Annotated in this window: 17 protein-coding genes; 8 read left to right on the top strand and 9 right to left on the bottom strand. The window is 60.6% G+C overall.

The window, feature by feature from the left end; translation table 11 throughout:
• Nucleotides 1-59 precede the first annotated feature (59 nt).
• The 7 genes from J3R75_RS08295 to J3R75_RS08265 all read right to left on the bottom strand — a co-directional run bounded on the left by J3R75_RS08295 (nucleotide 60) and on the right by J3R75_RS08265 (nucleotide 6,687).
• Nucleotides 60-518 (bottom strand): hypothetical protein, encoded by a 459-nt coding sequence (locus J3R75_RS08295; RefSeq protein WP_307261062.1) that lies wholly within the window; start codon nucleotides 516-518, stop codon nucleotides 60-62.
• A complete protein-coding gene (locus J3R75_RS08290) occupies nucleotides 515-859 on the bottom strand; it encodes a hypothetical protein (RefSeq protein ID WP_307261061.1) in 345 nt (114 codons plus the stop codon). Before J3R75_RS08290 ends, J3R75_RS08295 begins: the two co-directional genes overlap by 4 nt.
• A complete protein-coding gene (locus J3R75_RS08285; RefSeq protein ID WP_307261060.1) occupies nucleotides 856-1,830 on the bottom strand; it encodes a type IV toxin-antitoxin system AbiEi family antitoxin in 975 nt (324 codons plus the stop codon). Before J3R75_RS08285 ends, J3R75_RS08290 begins: the two co-directional genes overlap by 4 nt.
• Entirely contained in the window at nucleotides 1,790-2,053 is a 264-nt protein-coding gene (locus J3R75_RS08280) for a hypothetical protein (protein WP_307261059.1), read from the bottom strand. The genes J3R75_RS08285 and J3R75_RS08280 overlap by 41 nt, the downstream gene beginning before the upstream one ends.
• Before the next feature lie 251 nt (nucleotides 2,054-2,304).
• Nucleotides 2,305-4,476, bottom strand: a complete 2,172-nt coding sequence (locus tag J3R75_RS08275) for a bifunctional serine/threonine-protein kinase/formylglycine-generating enzyme family protein (RefSeq protein ID WP_307261058.1) — start codon at nucleotides 4,474-4,476, stop codon at nucleotides 2,305-2,307.
• Between the two features lie 781 nt (nucleotides 4,477-5,257).
• Nucleotides 5,258-6,535: a group II intron reverse transcriptase/maturase gene (ltrA, locus tag J3R75_RS08270; RefSeq protein ID WP_307260817.1), complete on the bottom strand. Its 1,278-nt coding sequence runs from the start codon at nucleotides 6,533-6,535 to the stop codon at nucleotides 5,258-5,260.
• A 2-nt stretch (nucleotides 6,536-6,537) separates the two neighbouring features.
• Nucleotides 6,538-6,687, bottom strand: coding sequence for a hypothetical protein (locus J3R75_RS08265; protein ID WP_307260816.1), 150 nt, complete (start codon nucleotides 6,685-6,687; stop codon nucleotides 6,538-6,540).
• Nucleotides 6,688-7,738: 1,051 nt separating this feature from the next.
• Between J3R75_RS08265 and J3R75_RS08260 the strand changes: the two genes are divergently transcribed.
• Together J3R75_RS08260 and J3R75_RS08255 are read left to right on the top strand one after the other, a co-directional pair.
• Nucleotides 7,739-8,875: an IS110 family RNA-guided transposase gene (locus J3R75_RS08260; protein WP_307261056.1), complete on the top strand. Its 1,137-nt coding sequence runs from the start codon at nucleotides 7,739-7,741 to the stop codon at nucleotides 8,873-8,875.
• A 138-nt stretch (nucleotides 8,876-9,013) separates the two neighbouring features.
• Nucleotides 9,014-9,229 (top strand): hypothetical protein, encoded by a 216-nt coding sequence (locus J3R75_RS08255; RefSeq protein ID WP_307261054.1) that lies wholly within the window; start codon nucleotides 9,014-9,016, stop codon nucleotides 9,227-9,229.
• A 437-nt stretch (nucleotides 9,230-9,666) separates the two neighbouring features.
• Here J3R75_RS08255 and J3R75_RS08250 read toward each other — a convergent pair whose 3' ends face one another.
• Entirely contained in the window at nucleotides 9,667-9,819 is a 153-nt protein-coding gene (locus tag J3R75_RS08250) for a hypothetical protein (RefSeq protein WP_307261052.1), read from the bottom strand.
• Between the two features lie 11 nt (nucleotides 9,820-9,830).
• Here J3R75_RS08250 and J3R75_RS08245 point away from each other — a divergent pair, with 11 nt between their 5' ends.
• Nucleotides 9,831-13,679, top strand: a complete 3,849-nt coding sequence (locus tag J3R75_RS08245; protein ID WP_307261051.1) for an Eco57I restriction-modification methylase domain-containing protein — start codon at nucleotides 9,831-9,833, stop codon at nucleotides 13,677-13,679.
• A 606-nt stretch (nucleotides 13,680-14,285) separates the two neighbouring features.
• Here the strand turns inward: J3R75_RS08245 and J3R75_RS08240 are convergent.
• Nucleotides 14,286-15,284, bottom strand: coding sequence for an aspartate-semialdehyde dehydrogenase (locus J3R75_RS08240; RefSeq protein WP_307261049.1), 999 nt, complete (start codon nucleotides 15,282-15,284; stop codon nucleotides 14,286-14,288).
• A gap of 550 nt (nucleotides 15,285-15,834) precedes the next feature.
• Here J3R75_RS08240 and J3R75_RS08235 point away from each other — a divergent pair.
• The 5 genes from J3R75_RS08235 to recA all read left to right on the top strand — a co-directional run bounded on the left by J3R75_RS08235 (nucleotide 15,835) and on the right by recA (nucleotide 22,169).
• Entirely contained in the window at nucleotides 15,835-17,898 is a 2,064-nt protein-coding gene (locus J3R75_RS08235; protein ID WP_307261046.1) for a heparinase II/III domain-containing protein, read from the top strand.
• 165 nt (nucleotides 17,899-18,063) lie between these two features.
• Nucleotides 18,064-19,173 carry a recombination-associated protein RdgC gene (gene rdgC / locus J3R75_RS08230; protein ID WP_307261044.1) on the top strand — a complete coding sequence of 370 codons (1,110 nt, stop codon included), beginning with the start codon at nucleotides 18,064-18,066 and terminating at the stop codon, nucleotides 19,171-19,173.
• A 30-nt stretch (nucleotides 19,174-19,203) separates the two neighbouring features.
• Nucleotides 19,204-19,587, top strand: a complete 384-nt coding sequence (gene acpS, locus J3R75_RS08225; RefSeq protein ID WP_307261041.1) for a holo-ACP synthase — start codon at nucleotides 19,204-19,206, stop codon at nucleotides 19,585-19,587.
• Nucleotides 19,588-19,728: 141 nt separating this feature from the next.
• Nucleotides 19,729-20,964 carry a CinA family nicotinamide mononucleotide deamidase-related protein gene (locus tag J3R75_RS08220; protein ID WP_307261039.1) on the top strand — a complete coding sequence of 412 codons (1,236 nt, stop codon included), beginning with the start codon at nucleotides 19,729-19,731 and terminating at the stop codon, nucleotides 20,962-20,964.
• Between the two features lie 80 nt (nucleotides 20,965-21,044).
• Entirely contained in the window at nucleotides 21,045-22,169 is a 1,125-nt protein-coding gene (recA, locus tag J3R75_RS08215; protein WP_307261037.1) for a recombinase RecA, read from the top strand.
• Nucleotides 22,170-22,319: the final 150 nt, after the last annotated feature.

Raw genomic sequence — 22,319 nt, 5'->3', positions numbered from 1 at the left:
CGCCGAGAGAGCTTTCAGATTGTCATCTGCGGATACATCGACAGGAAGTGCAAGGTGCATTAATCCAAAGGTCTCAATATCGCGTTGAGCATGGCCTGCGCTTCCTTCTGCGCCAGCGAATTCACGCGGGCAAAAACCAGTGATAAGCGGTCGTCGATATTGAAGTTCCGTATGTCAGTCTGTATGGAACGCAAGGTGCACCCGCCGTGAATATGGCAATCGCGGACAATCAAGATCGCCCCCGCAATACGCGTAGCAAAGGGTTCGCTGGAAAAAACGTCAGCATCAGTGGCTTCTGGACCATACAGCCGTTTTTCTTGGTCAATGAAATCAAAGTAATGGTCGATGACGAAGAAGACATCAATGAGGTCCTTTGTCCTGCCAGGATTATCTGTATAGGACTTGAGCTTTAACATGGCAAGCCAGCAGGGACGAATCACCTTCAGAACGGTTCCGGCGATACTGACCTCGACAGCGTCTTCATAGGCTAGCTGAAAGCCTTGCACATTCAAAGTCACGTCAAAATCGGGCGGCCAGGCATAGTCGCCACGGGCGTCCTCAATTCCCCCGAATGGAATCGATCAACATAGATGTCGTTACGCAGCCAGAGACGATGCTTGAATCGGGCATCCTGACGTAGCCTATGTACCGTCTTCAGCGTTTCCATGATCCCTTGAAATTCAGCCCAGGTTGAAACCCGACAAGCGAGATCAACGTCAAACGTCATTCTGGCTGCGCCATACACCTGCATGGCCTGCATCCAGTAGTCGCGGGCATAAGCGCCGACCAACATCACGTGCCCAGGTAAGGACTTTACGGCATCCGCAACGATGGCTAGTATTTCCTCGGCCGGCGTCATTGTTCCGCCTCCAGATAATGCTGCCTGATTACCCCTGCCACTTCCTGACAACGGCTGTCGTCCATGGCCATAAGCCCGGCATAGACCAGCAACCATGGAACGGCTTTGACAAAGGTCCGGCTTTCAGGCCAGAATGCCTTCATAACCTCAATGTTCCCATTTGCCGCAGCACGCCAGCGATTTCTCGCAACAGTCCTGGCAATGCTGCCCTGACGCCAAAACTGGCAGTTCGTGGTCTTCATTATTCCTGCCATGGCGGCGGCCGTTTCCCCGGCCGGCAGCAACACGTCGTCCTCGGCCAAATACTCCGTATTTCCCTGGTAACGCTCAATTTCCAGACGGGGCAAAAGAATCTCGGCATAATTGGCCGTCCACAAATCAATCATTCGGGCCTTGTTCGCCCAGCGATAGCCATTATCCCACTTGAGCAGATATTGTCGCCCCAGCGCTTCCTGAATGACATTGCTGACCGTGCCCAGACTGACCCCGCTTTTCGCCGCCATCTCCCGGTAGGTCCAACGCAGCACAGACGCCTCTGTCAGCAACAAGAACAGTACCTTCATCCCCTGCGGATTCCAGCATCTCCCAGGAGTCACCCGACGAAGCAAAGCCGCCGGACGTGGACAATTCTTGACGCAAAAGATGTGGCCACCAAAACGCACATGCAGATTCCCGGCCGCGTCAGCATAATTGACCTGAGCACTGCACAACCGGTCGGCAGTCGCAGACGGAAAATATGGCGCCACCGCCAATAGCTTCTCCTTGCCACGCAAGCCGCATTCCTCAGCCACCTTCGCGGCTGCCAGCAAGGCCACATCAAACACCTCAAAACATACGCCACCACCAAAAGCAAAGCGCGTCGCTCCGCCAGACCGGCGCCGCAGTTTTCGGGCTTTGGGTAGTCCATAACGAGCCAAAAACCTATTCACGCTAGTCAATACCGCATCCGTTAAATCTTGTTTTTTGTTCATAATAAATCATTAGTTTGTTTTTGTTGAACAAGTCTATAATAATGAACAAAAACAGCATTGCAAGCAGAAAGTTGAATCCGGTACTGAATGTCCAGTAGCCTCTGTCATCGCCGGCGCCCGTATCGCGGCCGTGCTGCGAGCGAGACACCCGCACCACGGCCGAAATACATGCGCGCGACGAGACGCTTGCTGACCCCATGCGACGGCGCGGGCTGATGTCCATTGAGTCCATACTGTCCATGTTGTCCATCGAAAAACTTAGTGCCCGCCAGGACCTAACCCCATGCGACGGCGCGGGCTGATGTCCATTGAGTCCATACTGTCCATCTGGTGCCGGCCAGGGGGCGCTGCCCCCTGGCAACCCCCGCGGGCTCCTGCCTCGTCTCGCCCTGGCCGGCCGGCGGCTCCGCCTCGCCGGCCGGCCAGGGCGCTCCGGGCGGAGCCCGGTGCTCAGCAAAGCGGCCGGGAATGGCCCTATTGAACTGGCGGCGCGGAAAGCGCCACGCGGAGGCCGTCGTCGAGGTAGCTGTCGTCCGGCCTGTACCCGTCGCGGTTCGCGGAGCGGCAGTACCTGGCGTTGCTGCTCCAGCTGCCGCCGCGGAGCACGCGGACCGCGCCATCGTCCGTCTCCCGGCCAGCGGGTCCTGCCGGCTGTGCCAAGGTCACCGGCCCCGCCGGATACGTCGCTAACTTGTCCTGGCACCACTCCCTGACATTGCCGATCATATCGTATAGGCCCCAGGCGTTGGGCTTGAACTGCCCCACGGCTATGGTGGTCCCTCGATCTTCACCCTTCTTCCCCTCGCCATAGGGATAATCGCCATCGAAGTTGGCCATTGACGCGTCCAGCGAATCGCCATAATGGAAAGCCGTCGTCGTCCCCGCCCGGCAGGCGTACTCCCATTCGGCCTCCATGGGCAGACGCAGGCCCGAACTGGCCGCCTGGCAGAACGCCTGGCAGTCGTCCCAGCTCACGTTCTCCACCGGCGCCGTCCGTCCGGCATTCTTGAAGTACGACGGAGTTTTCCCCGTCACCTTCTCCCACTGCTCCTGGGTCACTTCGGTCTCGCCCAGATAAAAACCTTGGGAGAGGGTCACCTGGTGCTGGGTCTCATCACTACCCCGATTTTCCTCACCCTCCGGACTCCCCATGGTGAAGGTCCCGGCCGGAATGTACACCAGTTCGATGCCACTTTTTTCGTGAATAATTGCCTGCGCCCAGCCCGTGTTCGTGTAGGGCTCCGGCCCCGCCCCCGGCGCCAGACGGAAGCCATCCGGCACCCGCAACTGATGGCGACTGGCCTCAGCCCGGAGCGCCTTCGCCTCGGCGTGGGCCCCGTCCAGGGCCAGGGCCTTATCTGCCGCCGCCAGGACCGCCGCCGGGGCTGCCACTTGCCGAGCGCGTGTTTCGCGCTGCTGCCGCCAGGCATAGCCGCCGCCGATGGCCAGCGCCATGAGCAGCACCAGTGCCGCCGCCACGCGCAGGGCGGCCGAACCGCCGCGGCGCCCGCCGGCGGACTGCGCCGCGCGGGACCGCGCCACGCGCGCCCCCGCCAGCCGTTCGCCGCCCAGGGCGACGACGAAGTCCCCGCAGGACGCGAAGCGCTCGGACGGATTCTTCGCCAGACCCCGCAGCAAAGCCGCGTTCTGGCGCTTCGTGAGCTCTTCCAGGGGCTGGGGCGTCAAGCGCGTCGCGGCATTGAACTTCACGTTCCAATCGTCGATGGCGAAGGCGCTGGCGAAGGGCACGTCGCCCGAAATCAGCTCGTAGAACAGCACCGCCAGCGAATACTGGTCCGACGCCGCACCCTGCCGCTGACCCGACCACTGCTCCGGCGACATATACGGCGGCGTCCCCGACGAACTGCCCTTCTCTTGCGACACCCGCGACATGGACGAGCGAATTTCCGCCGCCAGACCAAAGTCAAGTACCTTCACCTGGGCATCGGCATCGAGACCGCCCAGCACCATGATGTTCGCCGGCTTGATGTCGCGATGCACGATCTTCTCGGCGTGCGCGTAGTCCAGAGCCGACGCGATCTGGCTGCAGAGCCGCAGCGACTCCGCCAGAGGCACCTTCCGTCCTGGGAAGAGACAGCGCCAGTCCGACAGGGTCGACCCCGCGACGTATTCCATCACCAGCAGGTAGTCGCCGGAAAGCACCCGCAGGGCATCTTTGGCCGCGGCGTCAACGACATCAACACAGTGCAAGTGCTGCAGAGCCGCAATATGCGGATGATGCAGCTTCTGCACCAGGGCGAAGTTCTCCCGCATGCGTTCCAGTTCGCCGGGGTTGTTGGCGATCTGTCCCGGCAGCGTCTTCAGGGCCACCGGTATTTGCGCCACCGTGTCGTCGGCCAGATACACTGCGCCGAAGCCGCCCGCGCCGAGGCGGCGCCGCAGCGCATAGCGGTCCACCTGACCGAGGATCGGGCCGGCGCCGCCCGGCAATAGGACCTCCTCCGTGCGCAGCCCCGACTCCGTCAGCGGACCGGCAACGCCAAGCGCCGCCGCCACCAGCACCAGCACGCGCCGCGCCGGCACCAGCACCGGCACCAGCACCAGCACCGGCACCAGCACCAGCGCCGGCATGGGCACCAGCACCAGCACCAGCACCAGCACCAGCACCGTCCCGCGCCGGAGCATTCCCCGCGCCGCCGGGCGCCGGCTGCCGGGCCCCGGCCGCTCTCATGGTCGGCTGGTAATCAAGATGGTCAGCAGGTGATTGTTTATCGTCCACAGCTCGTCGCTCCCTCGAAATAACCGCATTTCTGACCTTATCGTGCAAAGCCCTTACTGTGAACGACTATCCCCCTCCGCGCAAATGCCATCCCGCAAAAAGCCACGACTTTTCTATCCGCAGACGCCGCCGGGACGACGGCGCGCCAAGGAGTCCCAAGTGTCCAACCAGTCCCCAATCAGTCCAATGCGTCGGGAGTCATTCCCCAGGGTCCAGAAAGTCCCCACGGTCCAATCCATGGGACCATGCCTCATGAGTCCGTGAGTCCTCGCCCCAGCAGCGCAGCAAAAAAGAGCCGCCGGGACGGCGGCGGCATGGGCGCGCTACGGTCGGCGTGGCTGGCGAGGACGGGGAAATAAGCCGTCTCGCTGGAGTGGGCGAGACGCCCACTCCACGACCGGGAGACAGGCGATGCGAGGGTGCAGGCTGGGCCTTGGACTTCCAAGCAACCTATGGAGTCGTTCACAAATTACGTTTACACTTTGCAGGGCAAACGCTCTTTGATGTAATGCCTTGACACCAGCCAGCATTTCCCTCGCCGCGAAGCGGCAGAAGCGCTGAAAGCGCGAAATATGATAGCCCAGATCGGATGGGGCAACGGGGATTGCGCCCCGCGCCCTTCCACACCACCGGACATGCGGTTTTCCGCATCCGGCGGTTGAACAGCACCGGTTCTTTTATGACCGGTTAAACGCTCCAAGGCACAATGAGACCGTATTTGTCCATGGTTTTGTTGCTCAGCGCCGTATGCATCAGCTGTGATTTCGCCATGCACCAGGCTCCTCGTGATGTTTTTGCCCATTGTAGCATCTTTCCCGTTATTCCGAGTGCAATCAACGCCTTTCTTCGACCGGCGTCTGAGTGCCAGCGTATCCAGAAGCACTTTCTGATGTGCCTCCTTATCCAGCCCGCCGTATCGGCGACGTTGCGTCTTTGCGTGGCGATTTGGAAATAGTTCCACCAGCCCGTGGCGTATTTCCGCCATTGGCCTCGCAGCTGTTCGCTCGTCAGGTTCTGCCTGGCGTCCCACAGCCTGCGGACCTCGGCCTTCATGCGCTCAAGCCGTTTGGTCTCCACTTCCATCTTGCCATCGGAATGTATGGTAACTCCTAGGTAGGCCGTGTCATCACTTTTCCCGCTTTTGCTCTTGTCCCGATTGACAGGGATCTTCAACTTCGTCTCGATCCATTCGACAATATCTGACAGAATGCGTTCGGCCGCGCGGCGGCTTCCGGCATAGATGGCCACGTCGTCCGCGTATCGGGTAAACGGCAGCTGCCGCTTCTCCAGTTCTTGGTCCAACGGGGTCAGATAGATGTTCGCCAGCAGTGGCGACAGAGGGCCGCCTTGCGGCACGCCTTTCGTTCGCTTGGTTCGAGTGCCGTCTTTTTCAACCATCGGGGCAGTCAGGTATCGGCCGATCAGCTTCAGTATTCGTTTGTCGGTAACCTCTTTGCGCAGCTCTCGCATCAGGATGTCGTGGTTGACTTCGTCGAAGAAGCTCTTCAAGTCGATGTCCACCACCCAAATCCGTCCTGACATGACGATCTCCTGTGCCCGGCGAATCGCGTCATGCGCGCTCCGATTGGGCCGGAAGCCGTAGCTGCTGTTGCTGAAAAGAGGTTCCCACCGTAAGCTCAGCACTTGGTGAAGTGCCTGTTGGATCAGTCGATCCTGTACGTTGGGAATGCCTAGTTTGCGCGTACCGCCGTTCGCCTTTGGTATTTCCACAGCCAGGATGGCTCCCGGAATGTATGTCCCTTGTCGGACCTTTTCCCATATCTCCTGACCATGTTTCCGCAGGTGTTCGGCAGTCTTCTGCACATCCATCCCATCGACTCCGGGCGCGCCGTCGTTGGCTTTGACCGCCTTCCACGCCGCCCATACGTTCTCGTTGTTCAACACCTCCTCCAGGCTCGGGCCTGGTACTGTTGCTTGGTTTGGTTCGTTACGCACGTCTGACATGTTCATTCTCCGCCTCGAAAACTACGGTTGATACCCGTGTTGGCTTCACACATCCATTGCTTCACCGTCACCGGCCCGCCGTCCCAGCCAGTCGTCCCAGCCGTTTCAGTGGTTGCGTCTTCCTTATTCGCTTCCTTGGCGAGTTTGTCCATCGTTGCGTTTCCTGTTCTTCGGCCCTTCGCTCCACTGCCTTTCAACAGCTTCTACGCTACTATGGCCTCTGCTGACTTCTCCAGCGCTCTCACGCTGGAGATCTCCCCGGGTAAGGTGCGAGAACGTAATTGGCCCGTGCCGCCGGACTCTACACTGCGTGTCTTTCGGTGACTGTTGGATTTCGCGTTTAGCCGCACGCTCATCGCCCACGCTATGCCTCACTGTCCGTTCGTATCCCTGCGGTCGTGCCGTTGCCAGGGCTTCTTTCGCCTGACGCCCTCGCGGGCGCCTACTTGCCTTTCGCTACTCTTGTTGTCACTCAATGAGTCCCCAAGCCTCCTCTAATCCGCAGATTTTATGGGAGTGGGGGATCGTTCTCGCCCATGCCGGGCACACGGCAAGCGGCGCCGAAGGCGCGCGCCGCCCTGGGTACAACGGCGACTACGCTCGTGTTCCTCAGCCTCTTTGGCCCCAGTCGGCGAAGCTGACTGGGGCCAAAGAGGCAATGGAACTCATTAATTGCTGCGGCAATTTTGCGCTGTGACCATTCGTCGCAGGTCTTTTAAGCCGCCCCTTGTATAGTGGCGTCATTGACACCTGTGTGTCGATAGCCACTGCGATTTTCCCCGTAATTCTCTTGGGAGAACCAAGTAACAAGGAGCGGCAAATGGCTACGTATAAGTATCAAAGAGGTTATCCACGAGGCGCCCTATGCATAGTCTCTATGCGTCCTGAAGGTTGTGGTACCTCTTTCTTTTTTCCGGTGTATGTTGTCTTCTCTTCTCTTCTCTTCTCTTCTCTTCTGTTCCGCCTTTGGAGTCGTGTTATCAGGCGCTTTTTTGTGTTTCGCACACAAAAAAGCACGGCCGTGCCTGCCTGTGGCCCATGAGTAACTATTCAGTTCCTCAGCCTGAAGATTAGGCGGCACGACCGTTACCGTGCAGTGCAATAATGGCCGTATTCACCATCTTTGGGGAAACTCCCCGCATAGACAAGGTTGGCCTTGCACGCACACTTCCAACACTATAGCAGCAAGCGGAGAAGTAAGCCATGCTTAGCGAACATATAATCTGGGTCGGTCTTGATGTCGGCAAAAAAGATACCGTCTGCGCCATAGACTGGCTTGACGATAACCAGGAATTGAACAGGAACAAGGGGTTGACCTCCCTGGCGGTCAAGCACATCACCAACACGCGTGAAGGCGTGAAAGATTTCTTCTCCTGGTTGAAGGCGAATCGAAAGCATATTGAGGAACGGTTGCATCCGCAGCGCAAGGTTGTGTACCGGCTGGTGATGGAATCGACGGGATGTTATTCATACCGTCTGATCAAACAGTTAAAGGCGGCGAAGCCCGATAGTTATATTGCGCTCATCAATCCAGCCAAAGTGCCTGCCTTCAAGAAGTTCAACGATATCGAAAGCAAGACGGACAAGCTGGACGCCCAATGCCTGGCGAGGTTGGGTACCACGCAAAAGCCGGACGCCATGTATGAAATGCCGGCAGACTACGCGGGGCTCAAGCGTTTAACCAGAATGAATGCCAGTTTGACCAAAATAAGCACGATACTCAAGAATCAGCTGACGAACCTGGATGATCCGGGCGAACGTCAGATCTTTCAAAATCTGTTGAAGAGCGTGGAAGAACAACTGGACTGTCTCGTGGTGAAAATAAGGGAATACCTGCGGAGCCACGCCGCCCTGCAGGAACGCGTCACCAAGCTGGATTCGATTCCCGGGATAGGAATGATCATAGCGGCTACTCTCATCGCCGAATACGGGCCGGAAGACCGTTTCCAAAACATCCGGCAGGTCGTGAGCTTTGCCGGCATGAACCCGAAGAACAAGTGTTCCGGCACGTCTGTGAAATCCACCCGCTTGTCCAAGCAAGGAGCGCCGGTCATAAGGCAGATGCTCTACATGGCCACCCTCACCGCCCAGGCGAGAATACCCATCTTGGATGCATTGTCCAAGCGTTTGACGAATCTTACCCCCATGCAGAAGCGCTGCGCCGTCATGCGCAAGTTGCTGATGATCTGCTGGTCGGTGCTATGCGGCACGGAAAATTACAAGGAGTATCAGCCTTCAAGCAAGAAGTTGGTTCCCTATGAAGCACCGGCAACAACCAAACGTCGGATTAAGCGGGAAAGAAAAAAAAGGAGTTTTTCACCCGAAAATGACGCTGATTGAGTTGACAAAAGCATACCATCTTCAGGGCTCTTTTGGGATGGGGCACCTTACCCAGGGCGACGCGCCCTGCGGGCGCTTGCCCTGGGCTATCTTAGGGCGCACCTTCGGTGCTCAAAACCTCGGCGAATGATCTTGTGCATGGTTACCAATCAACTCATCGCCGGCGATTGCCGCATGCTATGTGAAGAGCATTGCTCCTATGAAATCCGCTGCCTGGTTAGCCACCCATGTGTCATGGCTGGGCGGCGGCGGGCTGTGGGTTTCCTGCAAATTGTCCCCGGTGTTTGCCCAATCGGGGTGTTTACTGACCGATTACCATTTTTCAGAGTCCTTGGCGAAAGTCAGGCAAAGTAGTGCCTCTACGAGGCACTGATTCCGGGAGGGAGCCATTCCCCCAGGCTAAAGCCTGGGGTTAAGCATGGTTAAGCGCCTACGGCGCAATGTCGAGTTTGGCCAAACTCCAGGCGGGCTGAAAGCCCGCACCACGGCCGAAATACACGCGCAGCGACGAGACGCTTGCTAACCCCATGCGACGGCGCGGGCTGAAAGCCCGCACCGCGGCCGGAAAACATGCGCGCGACGAGACGCCCGGGTTCAGGCAGTCAGGCAACAGTCTGGAAAAACGCGGCGAGGAAATTGCATCCGTGGATGGCCAGATTAGCTTAGGGACATCACGCGAAGCAGAGGGCCCGCCGTGTAAGAAAGCACCCGATTTCGGGTATCACCGGCAGAGCGCAAGGGTGGGGCGCAAGCATGGTGCAGCAAAAGGTGTTTGTTGCCTTCGGAATACGTCAGGTGTTTTGCCAAGCTTGGCCTTGCGTGACGCTATAGCCTTGAAAAATTTCTGTGGGGGCGATGTGGGGGCCTGCAGTGAATGTTGCCAGCTTGCCGGCAATGGCGGGAAGAACAAAGTGCTTGATTTGGAATTCACGGATAAGTGACATAGGAGTTTTTCATGCATGTGCAGCCATTGTTTGACGAGGCGGTTCTGCGCAATCAGCTGTGGGGCGAGTTCGAGCAGTTCAGAGGCAGCGCCGAGGCCACTGCGCTATTCGATCGCCTGAAGGCCTGGGCTGGCCGTGAGATACTCAACGAACGCGAGTCCGAGGCGGCCTTCATCGGCCGTTTTTTTGTCGAAACGTGGGGCTATAACATGCAGGGCGCTTCTCACGAGACGGCCAACTACAGCTGTCGTCCGCAATATCCCGTCGAGGGCGGGGGGCAGCGGGGCAATACCGGCTTTGCGGATCTGGCTCTGGGAAATTTTGGTGGTACGGGGCCTGCCGTACCCCAGGTACTCTGCGAATTCAAGGATGTCCGTTCTGGGCTTGACAATCCCCAGGCGCGCAAGGGCAGCACGCGTTCACCGGTACAGCAGTGCTCGGATTACCTGATTTCTTCCTGGCAGGCCCGTGGGGTGGCATCCCCGGTCGAGCCGACGTGGGCCATCGTCACTGACATGAACGAGTTTCGGCTCTACACGCGTCTGCCGGGTCATGCGGGGCAGTACCAGCGTTTTATGGTTTCAGGCGGCGGATCGCCGCTTGATCCCGATCTGTGCACAGACAGCGACCTGGCCGCTTTTCGTCGCTTCCTGTTCTGGCGGCTGTTCCGCCCCGATTTCCTACTGGCCGAACGCAGCCCCTGCCGACTGGCGCAGATACTCCAGAACCAAGTGACCCGCGAGCAGGACATCGAGAAGAATTTCTACCGCGAATACAAAGCGTACCGTCAGTTTCTCTACGAGAGCATTTGCGCCGCGAATCCAGACTTCCAAGGCACGCGTGGCAAACTGGTACGCCTGACCCAACGATTACTTGACCGCTGCATCTTCATCCTTTTCTGCGAAGACATGGGACGGGTGCTCCGCTACCCGCCGGAGCTGCTGCGTGACATCCTCGCCGAACACAGCAACAGCGGTTTTTACAATCCAGACAGTTCGGGACCATGGGATAGGCTTCGCGAGCTGTTTCGCGCCATGAGCACGGGCGGCCAGTTCGGCCAGCACGAAATCGGCTGCTTTAACGGCGGCCTGTTCGAACCGGATGCCGAGCTTGACAGCTTGCGCGTCCCCGCCAAGGTCTTCTGCGCCAGGGGCCAGGCTGCAGCCATACTGGACCACCCACTCACCCTCCTGTATTTCTCCGGCGCCTATAACTTCGGTTTGTCCAGCGCCTCTGGCGAGAAAACGGTCGGGCTGACGACGCTCGGCCGCATTTTTGAGCAGTCTATCACCGAATTGGAAATCATGGCGGCTGACGCTGACGACCGCGTGTCCATCAATCGCCTGACCAAACGCAAGACGGACGGTGTCTACTACACCCCTGAGTGGGTCACTCGCTATATCGTGGAACAAACCCTGGGCGTGCGCATGGCGGACATCCGGGCCGAACTCGGAGAAGCCGAGCTACCGCCACTGACTGACGATGCCATCGCCGCCTACCGCGCTTTCCAAAAAGATCGCCGCCGCACCGCGCCGGTTGCCGGCGCACACCGCGAGTTCCTGAGGCAGTACCGCGAACGCCTCAATCGCCTGCGCATTGTGGACCCGGCCTGCGGCTCGGGGGCATTCCTGATTCAGGCGCTTGACTATCTGACCGCCGAGTACCGCCGCGTGGTGGCAGCAGAACAACGCATCGATGGAGAGGCCGGGCTGTTTGATCAGGACACGGTGATCCGCTCAATCCTATCCAACAACCTCTATGGCGTGGACATCAACTCGGAGTCGGTGGAAATCACCAAGCTGGCGCTCTGGCTGCACACGGCCACCCCGGGCAAGCCACTGTGCGGACTTGACAATAATATCCGCTGCGGCAACAGCCTGGTCGGCCCCGACTTCGCGGCGTTCTACCGCGCCCGGCACGAGACGCTCTTTGAGCAGGCCGACGAGAATGAACGCGAACGCATCAACGCCTTCGACTGGCAGGATGCCTTCGCCACCGTTTTCCGTGATGGCGGCTTCGACTGCGTCATCGGCAATCCGCCATATGTGAAACTGCAGCACTTCCGCCGCTACCAACCAGATGTCGCGGAGTATCTCATGACCGCCAACCTCCCCGATGGCAGCCCGCTCTACGAAAGCACCCGCACCGGCAATTTCGACCTGTATCTGCCATTCATCGAAAAGGGCGTCGAATTGCTCAAACCCGATGGGCGCATGGGTTTCATCGCACCCAATGTCTGGATGGTAAATGAATATGGCCGGGCTCTGCGCACCAAGATCAGGCGGACGGGGCGCCTCGACCGCTGGCTGGACTTCAAGAGTTTCCAGGTCTTCGACGAGGCCATTACCTACACCGCCCTCCAGTTCTTCCGCGGGCGCCCGATAAACGCCATCGCTTGCGCCTTCGCACCCGATGGCAATATCGATAAAATTGATTGGGCCGTCGCCGATGCCGCACCCTATGAGTCGCTCCCCGATGACGGCGCCTGGAACTTGCTCACTACCGCCGAACGCGCGTTGCTGGATAAACTGAGTAATTCTTGCACGCAGCTGGATGAACCGACAAACACACGCCAGATATTTCAAGGATTGATTACCAGCGCCGACGCCGTCTACCACCTTGCTCGTATTGCGCCAGGGCGGTATCGGACACGGGCAGGCGAAGAGGTTCTCATCGAAGACGGCTTGATGCGACCGCTCATGTCGGGCGCGGAAACAAAGCGCTACCAGGCGCCTCAAACGAATACCTGGCTGTTGTTCCCCTACAATCTCGCCGCAACCGGCCCGCGCCTTTTCACCGCCGCCGAAATGGCGGAGCGCTTCCCGAAAGGATGGGCCTACCTCCGTGCGCATGAGGCCGTCTTGCGTGGACGGGAACGTAGCAAGATGGATGACAATACCAAGTGGTGGGCTTACGTCTACCCGAAAAACCTCGACAAGCATGAGTTGCCGAAGCTCATGGTGCCCCGACTAGTCAATCGGCTGTTTTGCGCCATGGACATCGACGGCGCGTACTACCTTGACAATGTGGATGTCGGTGGCATCCTCTGCGCACAACGAGATTCACTGCCTTATCTTGCCGCACTACTGAACAGCCCTGTGTGCAACTATGTCTGGCGTCGTATTTCCAAGCCGTTTCAGAACGACTATCGTTCAGCCAACAAGCAATTCATTGCGCCGTTGCCGATACCGGCGGCCACGCAGGAGGAACAGCAGCAGGTCGGTGGCATGGCCATGCGCTTGCATGAGCTGCACACAAAACGGCGCGACCTGGTGGCGGCGTTTGCGCAACGATTGCAGAGTGGGCAAACCATGGCCATGTCGCCAGCACCAGGGCCGGACTGGCTGTGGGCGGAGGTCAGGACGCCTGCCGCGTGGCGGGCACATGCTGACGCGCCAGCGGGCCTCAATGGCCGCGCGTTGACCGCGTGGGCCAAAGCGCGCTACGAAGACGTCCTCAACGCGCACCTGGATCAGCTTGATGCGCTTCTCCAACCCGGAGCCCGTTTGGACATCGTCAATACTGCGGACGACATCCGGGTGACAGTCAACGGCAGCGAAGCGCTACGAGTCTACGATAAACCAGATACGCCCTTTATCGCCGCCCAGTGGCGGCATGCCCTCCGGGACGTAAATGTCACCGAAGCCTTCAATGGGAAACGCCTCCTGCGTCTGCTGCTCGACGTGCGTGTCACTGCCGACCGCGCCCTGCGTGATCGCATTGTCGCCATCGACGCCGAAATCGCCGACCTTGACGCCGAGATCGTGGCCGCCGAACAGGCCATCAACGCCGTGGTGTACCGTCTTTACCATCTGACTCCGGAGGAGATTGCGATGATCGAAGCCGGGGCGGACACATAGGTCCGCCCCGACGAATTCGCGCCTTCGCGCCTTCGCGTGAGAAAAAGCGTTTCCTTTGCGCCTTCCTATCGGCGGCGTGACTTGTCGCGCAGCGGCAAGACATGCCGCCATTCATTCTTTTCTTCTTCGCGCCTTCGCGTGAGAAACAAAGGGCGGACACATAGGTCCGCCCCTACGAATTCGCGTCTTCGCGCCTTCGCGTGAGAAAAAAAGGGCGGACACATAGGTCCGCCCCGACGAATTCGCGCCTTCGCGCCTTCGCGTGAGAAAAAGCGTTTCCTTTGCGCCTTCCTATCGGCGGCGTGACTTGTCGCGCAGCGGCAAGACATGCCGCCATTCATTCTTTTCTTCTTCGCGCCTTCGCGCCTTCGCGTGAGAAAAAAAGGGCGGACACACAGGTCCGCCCCTACGAATTCGCGCCTTCGCGCCTTCGCGTGAGAAAAAAAGGGCGGACACACAGGTCCGCCCCGACGAATTCGCGCCATCTGCGGATAGTAATTAACGGATAAAAAAACACCGTCCGCGATGTGCGGGCGGTGTTTTGGGAGTCGGCAGTCGTGGCGGTTTGCGCCGTAGCGCGAACCGCGTGCCGTGGCTCGGCGTTACTCAGAGCAGTTCGGCGATTTGGACGGCGTTGAGGGCCGCGCCTTTGAGGAGCTGGTCGCCGCAGACGAAGAGCGCCAGGCCGTTATCGCAGCTGAGGTCTTCGCGGATACGGCCGACGAGGACGTCGTACTGGCCGTTGCTGTTGCAGGGCATCGGGAAGAGGTTCTTCTCGCGGTCGTCGACTATCTTGACGCCAGGGGCCTTAGCCAGGGCGGCGCGGGCTTCTTCGACACTGACCTTGCGGACCTGCTCGATGGTAATCGCTTCGGAGTGCGAGCGGAGGACAGGCACGCGCACGCAGGTCGGGCAGACGCGGATAGCATCGTCGTGCATGATCTTGCGCGTCTCATAGACCATCTTCAGCTCTTCCTCATTGTAGCCGTTAGCCTGAATGGCGGTGTTGTGGCTGAAGAGATTGAAGGCGTAGGGGTGGGGGAAGAACTGCGGCACGGCCGGCTGGCCCGCCAGGACCGCCGCCGTCTGCTGCTCGAGCTCTTCCATGCCCTTGGCGCCAGCGCCACTCGCACTCTGGTAGGTGCTCACCACGATACGCTTGATCGGCGACAGATCGTAGAGGGGCTTGATCGCCACCAGCATGATGATCGTCGTGCAATTCGGATTGGCAATGACGCCGTGGTGCTTCTTGATGTCCTCCGGATTCACTTCCGGCACAATCAGCGGCACCGACGGGTCCATGCGGAACGCGCTGGAGTTGTCCACTACCACCGCGCCGGCATCAACCGCAAACTGCGCAAACTCACGCGAACGGGACGCGCCAGCGCTGAACAGGGCGATGTCAATGCCTTTGAACGAATCTTTAGTGAGCTCTTCGACTTTTATGGTCTCGCCACGGTAAGTCATGGGCTTGCCAGCAGACCTGCTGGAGGCCAGAAGACGGAGCGATTTCACCGGAAAATTGCGCTTCGCAAGCGTTTCCAGCATTTCCACTCCGACAGCGCCAGTGGCGCCAACGACGGCGACGTTCTTGTTCTGATTCATCTTTCTTTCACTTCCTGCAGGGCGCGATCCTGCGATGTTGCCGGAGTGCCTTGGCCTTGCGAAATATCCGGCAGCGGGGCTCCGTCCGGGTTCGATGTTGCCAAGCAAGGCTCGCCCGGGCGTCGAGTCTGTTAATATAACGCCGGAAAAGCCCGGCCGCTCGACACCGGGACCGGCGCGGGGATGTTTTTAGTAATCAGTGAGTCCCCGGTGTCCCGGTAGTCCAAGACCTGTCCACAGCGTCCAAGGCGTCATTCCCCATGGTCCAGAAAGTCCCCACGGTCCAATCCATGAGACCATGCCTCATGAGTCCGTGAGTCCTCGCCCCAACACGCAGTCGCCAAGGCGTCCCCCCGGTCCCAGTGGTCCTCCGGCACCGGCAAATATCAATCACTGACCGATCCGTCCGATCCGTCCGATCATTTCTCTCTGGCATTGCGCGAGGGCGGCCGGCGCATTATTCTTGAAAAGCGCGGGCGGGGGCGAAGGCCGGCAGCAAAGCAAGCGGAAAACGAATGGCAAAGCAAACCCAAGAAAGGCAATTGCACATATGACCCAGCGGTGGCTGACGGCTTATTTTTTCGCGGCGTTCATCGTTCTGGGCATCGCGCATGGCCAGGAGCCCCCTGCGCTGAGCATGGACGAATTTGTGGTGAATGACGCCCACCTTCAGCGCGTGGCGGCGCAGTCGCGGCTCTATCAGCCATCGGCGCTGCTGACCCTGGCTGATTACTACCGCAATGACGCCGGCGGCCAGCGGGCTTTCCGCGGCCTCTGCGCCAAGACCATACGCATATTGCGCAATGGCGATTATCTGCCAACGGCGAATTACAGCGACGATATCTACCGCGTCAACCCGATCACCCTGGCGCTCGTGTATTTCCTAACCGGCCACGAGCACACGGGCGCCTTCCTACACGACAATCTGCTGGCGGTCATGGCCAAGCCGATGCCCTTCTGGCTGCACGCCGAGCGCTTTCCCAACACCATGGCGACGCAAACGGCGTCGCTGCAAAGCGGCAGCCTCTTGAGCCGCGTCGTTCCCGCGCTGGATTTCACGCGCCCGCTTTTCAGCGCCGACGAACAGCAGCAGATCGCCGCCGCGCTGCGCGAGAAAGGCCTGCTGCCTGGTCTGCGTTTCTGCGCTGGCAAGAACAACAACAACTGGCTGGCCGTCATCGCCAGCGGCACCCACCTCGCGGCGCGCTTGCTGCAGGACGACGCGGCCCACGAGCGAACCCTCGCCGTCCTGCAGTCCTACTTGGACAGCACTATCGAAGACGACGGCAGCTATGGCGAAGGCGCCCAGTACCTGCTTTATCCCGTCGGCGAGCTCATCGGCCCCGCCGCCGCGATGACGCCCGCCGAGCGCGACCGCGTCTTCCGCAACACCCGGCTGGCCCTTGCGCCGGACTGGCTGCCCTACTGCTATCCCTTCGCGACCTTCGACAAGAGCAACATCCGCATGCTCTTTCACGACGGCGCACAGTTTGCCGGCACCGGCACCACCGAGCTGATCTTTCTGGCGGCCCTCACGGGCTCTGGCCGCGCCGTCGAACTCAATCGCCGCCTCGGCGGCACCGGCGACACCAACAAATGGGAATACCGGGTGCTAACCCACGACCTCACGGCGCCGCCGGCGCCCCGCCCACTTGAGGACCTGCCGCTGGTGCGGGCCTTCGCCAATGGCGACTGCTACATCCGCAGCGGCTGGTCGCCAGGCGCGCAAGTCATGGCCATGCTCTCCGGCGGGCGCACGCGCGTCGGCTTCAGCCACCACCGGCCTTATCGCAACGGCATTGTCCTCGCCGCTTTCGGCGAGTACCTGCTGGTGAACCCGGGCCATTCGAGCTACCGCGGCGCCATGCGGCGCGAATGGGACATGCTCACGCGCTCCGGAAATACCATCACCATCGACGGCAAAAACCAGCTCTTCCCCGCAAAGAGTCAGCAGCCCCAGCACGTCGCGGGCGAGCCGCGCGCGGTGCCGCTGCTGACCACGGCCGGCGAATTCGTCGATGTCATGGCCAGCGAGGCCGCCGGCTGCTACCAGCCGGCCATGCACAGCGTCCGGCGCACAGTGATCTTCGTGCGCGAAGCCGGCTACTGGCTGATCTGGGACCGGCTGCGCGGCGCCGACGCGCATCGCTACGACAGTTTCTGGCATGTCCACAATCTCGACGGCCACACCGAGCTCAGCGCGGTCGCGCCCAACTGCTGGCTGCTGCGCCGGCCCCTGGCGGACATGGCCATCCACTGCCTGAGCGCGACGCCACTGGCCACGCAGATCAACCCGGGCATCATGCACCGCCAGTACGCGTACAATCCCGGGGGCGCCGGCGAGGGCAAACCCGGCAGCGCTCTGGAACTGCAGGTCGCGCCCGCCGAGGCGTGCACCGACTGGGACTTGGTCACGCTACTCATACCCACCCCCAAAGACCAGCCGCGCGACCTCAACGCGCTGCTCAGCGATGGCCGGGTCACTATCAGCGGCGACGGCCACGCCGCCCAAGTCGCCCTCGGCGACAGCGGCCTGGACATCACCATCAACGGCCGCCACGAGCTTCTCGCCATACCCGCCGCTGCGCCGCCGACTGCGCCCCAGGCGCAATGATGCGGCAGCCCGCCGGCTGTGGAATTTCGCCGTTTTCGCATTACACTTAGAGACTGCCCGACGGCCGCCGCCACGGCGCGCCTGACCTCATTTTCACCGCCTCGACCACGCCGGCGCCAAGCCGGCGTTTGCCTGTCACCGCCAAGAGAATTCTGGAGATGTCCCATGCCATTTGATCAGGGTAATATCACTTTCCGCATCTGCAGCCTGCCGGAGCCCATGCCCACCGACAGCATTGAGCGCTTCGCCGAATATGCCGCCCGCGCGCTGGACGAAATCAAAGACGAGCCCCAGTGGGGCTGGGTGTCACCACGGCATCTCCTGGACAGCAACATCAGCGACGAGACCATCCGCGCCGCCGGCTTCTACCACCTCTGCCTGCGCCAGGCCGAGCGCAAAATACCGTCGTCGTTGCTCACCGCCGAATGCCGCATGGTCGAACTGGCCCGTATGGCGGAAAAAGGCCACGAGCGCCTCGGCCGCAAGGAACGCAAGACCATCAAGGAGGAAGTCCAGCAACGGCTCCTGCCCAAAATGCCGCCGCAAATCTCCGGCATGTACTTCGCCATCGACTGCACCGAAAACCTCCTCTACACCAGCGCCACGTCGGCCAACCAGCTGGATATGTTCCTCGGCTTCTTCAAAAAAAGCATCGGCTTCGAGCCCCTGCCCTACACGCCCGACGTCGTCGCTGCCGAGCGTTTTGAGCTGGACCCAGCGAGCATCCCAGCGCTGGGCATTTCGCCCGACCCCGACCGCGCCGACGAACGCCCCAACGGCAGCCTCGGCGAGAACTTCCTGACCTGGCTCTGGTTCTTCCAGGAAGAACGCGGCGGCGTGCTGCCGCCGACAAAGATTGGCGAATTCAGCATGATGATCGAGGGGCCGCTGGTGCTGGTCAGTGACGAAGACGGCGCCGGCGCCGTCGAAAGCGTCATCCGCAAGGGCCTGCCCACCCAGAGCGCCGAGGCCAAAGCCGCCTTGATGGTCGGCAAAAAACTCAAGCGCGCCAAGCTCATCCTCGCCCGCAACCCCGGTGAAGAATGGGCCGTCACCGTCGACTCGGATTTCGTCTTCCGCGGCCTCAAAATGCCCGAAGGCGAGGCCATGGACCCCGAAAGCATCTTCGAGGAACGCATGACGAACCTCTTCATCTTCCAAACCATCTTCTTCAATCTCTACAAGCGCTTCCTCGAAGAAATGACCGACAGCCAAAAGGCCCGGGAATACCAGGAAAACGCCAAGAAATGGGTCGCCAACCGCAGGGCGCTGTGACCACACCCGGGAAATCGGAGCGCAGGCGAGATGATACTCGGCACTGGCATTGACATCGTCGACCTGGAGCGTTTCCGCCGCTCCATCGATCGCTACGGCAAGCACTTTCTCGATCACGTCTTCAGCGCCGATGAACAAAGCCGCGCACCCGTATCGGACATCGGCCGGCTCAACTACTACGCCGGCCGCTGGGCCGCCAAGGAAGCCGTCGCCAAAGTCCTTGGCACCGGCATCTGCGCCCAATGCGCGTGGACGGACATCGTGCTCTGCAACCGGCAGGACGGCAAGCCCGTCGTCGAACTCCACGGCAATGGCGCCGAAACGGCCCGCGCCCTGGGCATCGTCCACATCCACGTCAGCATTTCCCACGAGCGCAACTACGCCTGCGCCATGGCTGTCGGCGAAGGCATCTGAACGCGGCGGCATGTGGACGCGGGGAATCACGCGGCGGCCAAGGGCGCAAAACATACTAAAAAAAATATGCTACTTTTCATTTGACAGAGTAGCAAAACCATATAATATTTATTCGCCATAAACCGGGAGAATAGCAAACGTATGGACATCCGCATCATCTGTGTAGGCGACGAGTTGTTGTCGGGCGATACCGTCAACACGAACTTGGCCTTTCTTGGCGATCGCCTGGCGCAGATCGGACTGGCACTCAGCGAAGAACACTGTGTACCTGACGACGAGGAGGCCATCCTGCGGGCCTTGTCCCTCTGCCGCGGCGCCGACGTCGTGTTCGTGATGGGCGGCCTGGGGCCGACGCGGGACGACCTCACCCGGCCCACCGTCGCCAAATTCCTCGGCCGGGCCTTGTCGCTGGACGAAAATGTCCGCGCGGGCATTCAGGCCTACCTGGGCCTTCGCGCCCGGGTCCTGCCATCGGACGCGCTGGACATCCAATCGCAGGTCCCCGCCGGGGCTCAGATCATCCCCAACCGCAACGGCACGGCCCCCGGCTTGATGCTGCAAGACGGCTCCAGCCGCTGGATTCTGCTACCCGGACCGCCGCGCGAAATGGGTCCGATGGTGGACAACGAGGTCGTGCCCATGCTCCGGCAGCAGGCCGCGGACTGGGACGCCGTCACCCTGCACGTCTGCTGCCGGCCTGAGTCGCGGGTGGAAAAAGCCGTACACGAGGCCCTCGGTAACGACCACGGCCTCCACCTGGCGTTTTGCATCAAGCACGACAACATCATGGTCCGCGTCAGCAAACGCCGCCGCGACCAGGGCGGCGATTTGCCGGCCGCCATCGCGGCCCTGCGCAGCGCCTTTGGCGGCCTGCTGCTGCCGGAGGACTGCCCCTGTGCTGCCGCCTACCTCGGGCGGCTCCTCCGTGAGCGCGGCCTGGTGATGGCCACGGCCGAATCCTGCACCGGCGGCGGCATCGCAGCCGCACTGACCGACATACCAGGTTCTTCCGCGTGGTTTGCCGGCGCGGTCGTGACCTACGCCAATGAATGGAAGACGCGCCTGCTGGGCGTGCCGGCCGAGACCCTCGCCCGCCACGGCGCCGTGAGCGAAGAAACCGTCCACGCCATGCTCAGCGGCCTGGTGGCGAACTACGGCGTAACCGTGGGCATCGCCGTCAGCGGCATCGCCGGCCCAGGCGGCGGCACGGCAGAGAAGCCCGTGGGGACCGTCGTGATCGGCGCCATCGGCCCTGGCTGGCGCGATGTGCGCAGCATGCATTTCAACGGCCTGCGCGACACCGTGCGCATGCGCAGCGCCATCGCCGGCATGAACCTCTTAATTGAACATCTTCTGGAAAATAACACCATCGGCTGAGGCGCCGGCGGGCATCGCTTTTCACATGTAAAACGTATTGTTTTGTCTGACAGCATCCGAGCAACAAAGGAGTACCCACCATGGCCAAAGAAACGACCACCGCCAACAGCGGCGACCAGCGCGACCGCAATCTGAAACTGGCACTCGGCCAAATCGAGAAGGAATTCGGCAAAGGCTCCATCATGCGCCTGGGCGACCAGACGCACGACGCCGTGCCGGTGATCAGCTCCGGCGCGATGGCGCTGGACATCGCCATGGGCGTCGGCGGCTTCCCTCGTGGCCGCGTGCTTGAAATCTTCGGACCGGAGTCGTCCGGTAAGACCACCGTCTGTCTGCACGTCGTCGCCAATGCCCAGCGCGCCGGCGGCGTCTGCGCCTACATCGACACCGAGCACGCGCTCGACCCACGTTACGCCAAAATCATTGGCGTCAATACCGACGACCTGCTCATCTCCCAGCCGGACTGCGGCGAAGACGCCCTGAATATTACCGACACGCTGGTGCGCAGCAACGCCATTGATGTGCTCGTGATCGACTCCGTGGCCGCGCTCGTTCCCCGCGCGGAAATCGAGGGCCAGATGGGCGACAGCCACGTCGGCCTGCAGGCGCGACTGATGTCGCAAGCACTGCGCAAACTCACCGCCATCATCAGCAAAAGCCGCACCTGCGTGGTCTTCACCAACCAGATCCGCGAAAAAATCGGCGTGATGTTCGGCAGCCCCGAAACCACCACCGGCGGCCGCGCCCTCAAATTCTACGCGTCCATCCGCCTGGACATCCGCCGCATCGCCACCATCAAGGCCCCCGATGGCCAAGCCCAGGGCAGCCGCGTGAAAGTCAAGGTCGTCAAGAACAAATTGGCCGCGCCTTTCCGCGAATGCGAATTCGACATCATGTACGACGAGGGCATATCCCGCGCTGGGTCAATCCTCGATGTCGCCCTCGATATGAAGCTGCTCGAAAAACGCGGCTCGTGGTTCTCCTTCGAAGACGTCCAAGTCGGCCAGGGCCGCGAACAAACTAAAAAGGCCATCGAGCAGGACCTCGAACTGCAAAACCGCCTGATCACCAAAATCCGCGAGAACCTCCCCGAACACCAGGGCGGCACCGCTACCACAGCCGCGGCACAAGCCGCCGACGCCGATGATGTCGACGATCTCCTCGAAGAAGACACCGCCATCGCCCTCCCCGACGATCAGCAGTAATAACGGATCATCGGTCTGATCATCGGTCTGATCATCGGACTGATCATCGGTCTGATCATCGGTCTGATCATCGGTCTGATCATCGGACGGATCATCGGACGGATCATCGGACTGATCGGACGGATCGGACGGATCAAGTCGTCGGATCGG

Origin of the sequence: Oligosphaera ethanolica, assembly GCF_030814695.1 — a bacterium.
GTDB classification, from domain to species: Bacteria; Verrucomicrobiota; Lentisphaeria; order Oligosphaerales; family Oligosphaeraceae; genus Oligosphaera; species Oligosphaera ethanolica.
The sequence above is the reverse complement of the archived record's forward strand: the minus strand, read 5'-3'. Positions and strand labels throughout refer to the sequence as shown.

Excerpts from the sequence above, each read along its gene's own strand:
- J3R75_RS08290 (WP_307261061.1), bottom strand. The coding sequence starts at position 859 with ATGACGCCGGCCGAGGAAATACTAGCCATCGTTGCGGATGCCGTAAAG.
- J3R75_RS08285 (WP_307261060.1), bottom strand. The coding sequence starts at position 1,830 with ATGAACAAAAAACAAGATTTAACGGATGCGGTATTGACTAGCGTGAAT.
- J3R75_RS08280 (WP_307261059.1), bottom strand. The coding sequence starts at position 2,053 with ATGGACATCAGCCCGCGCCGTCGCATGGGGTCAGCAAGCGTCTCGTCG.
- J3R75_RS08275 (WP_307261058.1), bottom strand. The coding sequence starts at position 4,476 with ATGCTCCGGCGCGGGACGGTGCTGGTGCTGGTGCTGGTGCTGGTGCTG.
- ltrA (WP_307260817.1), bottom strand. The coding sequence starts at position 6,535 with ATGTCAGACGTGCGTAACGAACCAAACCAAGCAACAGTACCAGGCCCG.
- J3R75_RS08265 (WP_307260816.1), bottom strand. The coding sequence starts at position 6,687 with ATGGACAAACTCGCCAAGGAAGCGAATAAGGAAGACGCAACCACTGAA.
- J3R75_RS08260 (WP_307261056.1), top strand. The coding sequence starts at position 7,739 with ATGCTTAGCGAACATATAATCTGGGTCGGTCTTGATGTCGGCAAAAAA.
- J3R75_RS08255 (WP_307261054.1), top strand. The coding sequence starts at position 9,014 with ATGGTTACCAATCAACTCATCGCCGGCGATTGCCGCATGCTATGTGAA.
- J3R75_RS08250 (WP_307261052.1), bottom strand. The coding sequence starts at position 9,819 with ATGTCACTTATCCGTGAATTCCAAATCAAGCACTTTGTTCTTCCCGCC.
- J3R75_RS08245 (WP_307261051.1), top strand. The coding sequence starts at position 9,831 with ATGCATGTGCAGCCATTGTTTGACGAGGCGGTTCTGCGCAATCAGCTG.
- J3R75_RS08240 (WP_307261049.1), bottom strand. The coding sequence starts at position 15,284 with ATGAATCAGAACAAGAACGTCGCCGTCGTTGGCGCCACTGGCGCTGTC.
- J3R75_RS08235 (WP_307261046.1), top strand. The coding sequence starts at position 15,835 with ATGACCCAGCGGTGGCTGACGGCTTATTTTTTCGCGGCGTTCATCGTT.
- rdgC (WP_307261044.1), top strand. The coding sequence starts at position 18,064 with ATGCCATTTGATCAGGGTAATATCACTTTCCGCATCTGCAGCCTGCCG.
- acpS (WP_307261041.1), top strand. The coding sequence starts at position 19,204 with ATGATACTCGGCACTGGCATTGACATCGTCGACCTGGAGCGTTTCCGC.
- J3R75_RS08220 (WP_307261039.1), top strand. The coding sequence starts at position 19,729 with ATGGACATCCGCATCATCTGTGTAGGCGACGAGTTGTTGTCGGGCGAT.
- recA (WP_307261037.1), top strand. The coding sequence starts at position 21,045 with ATGGCCAAAGAAACGACCACCGCCAACAGCGGCGACCAGCGCGACCGC.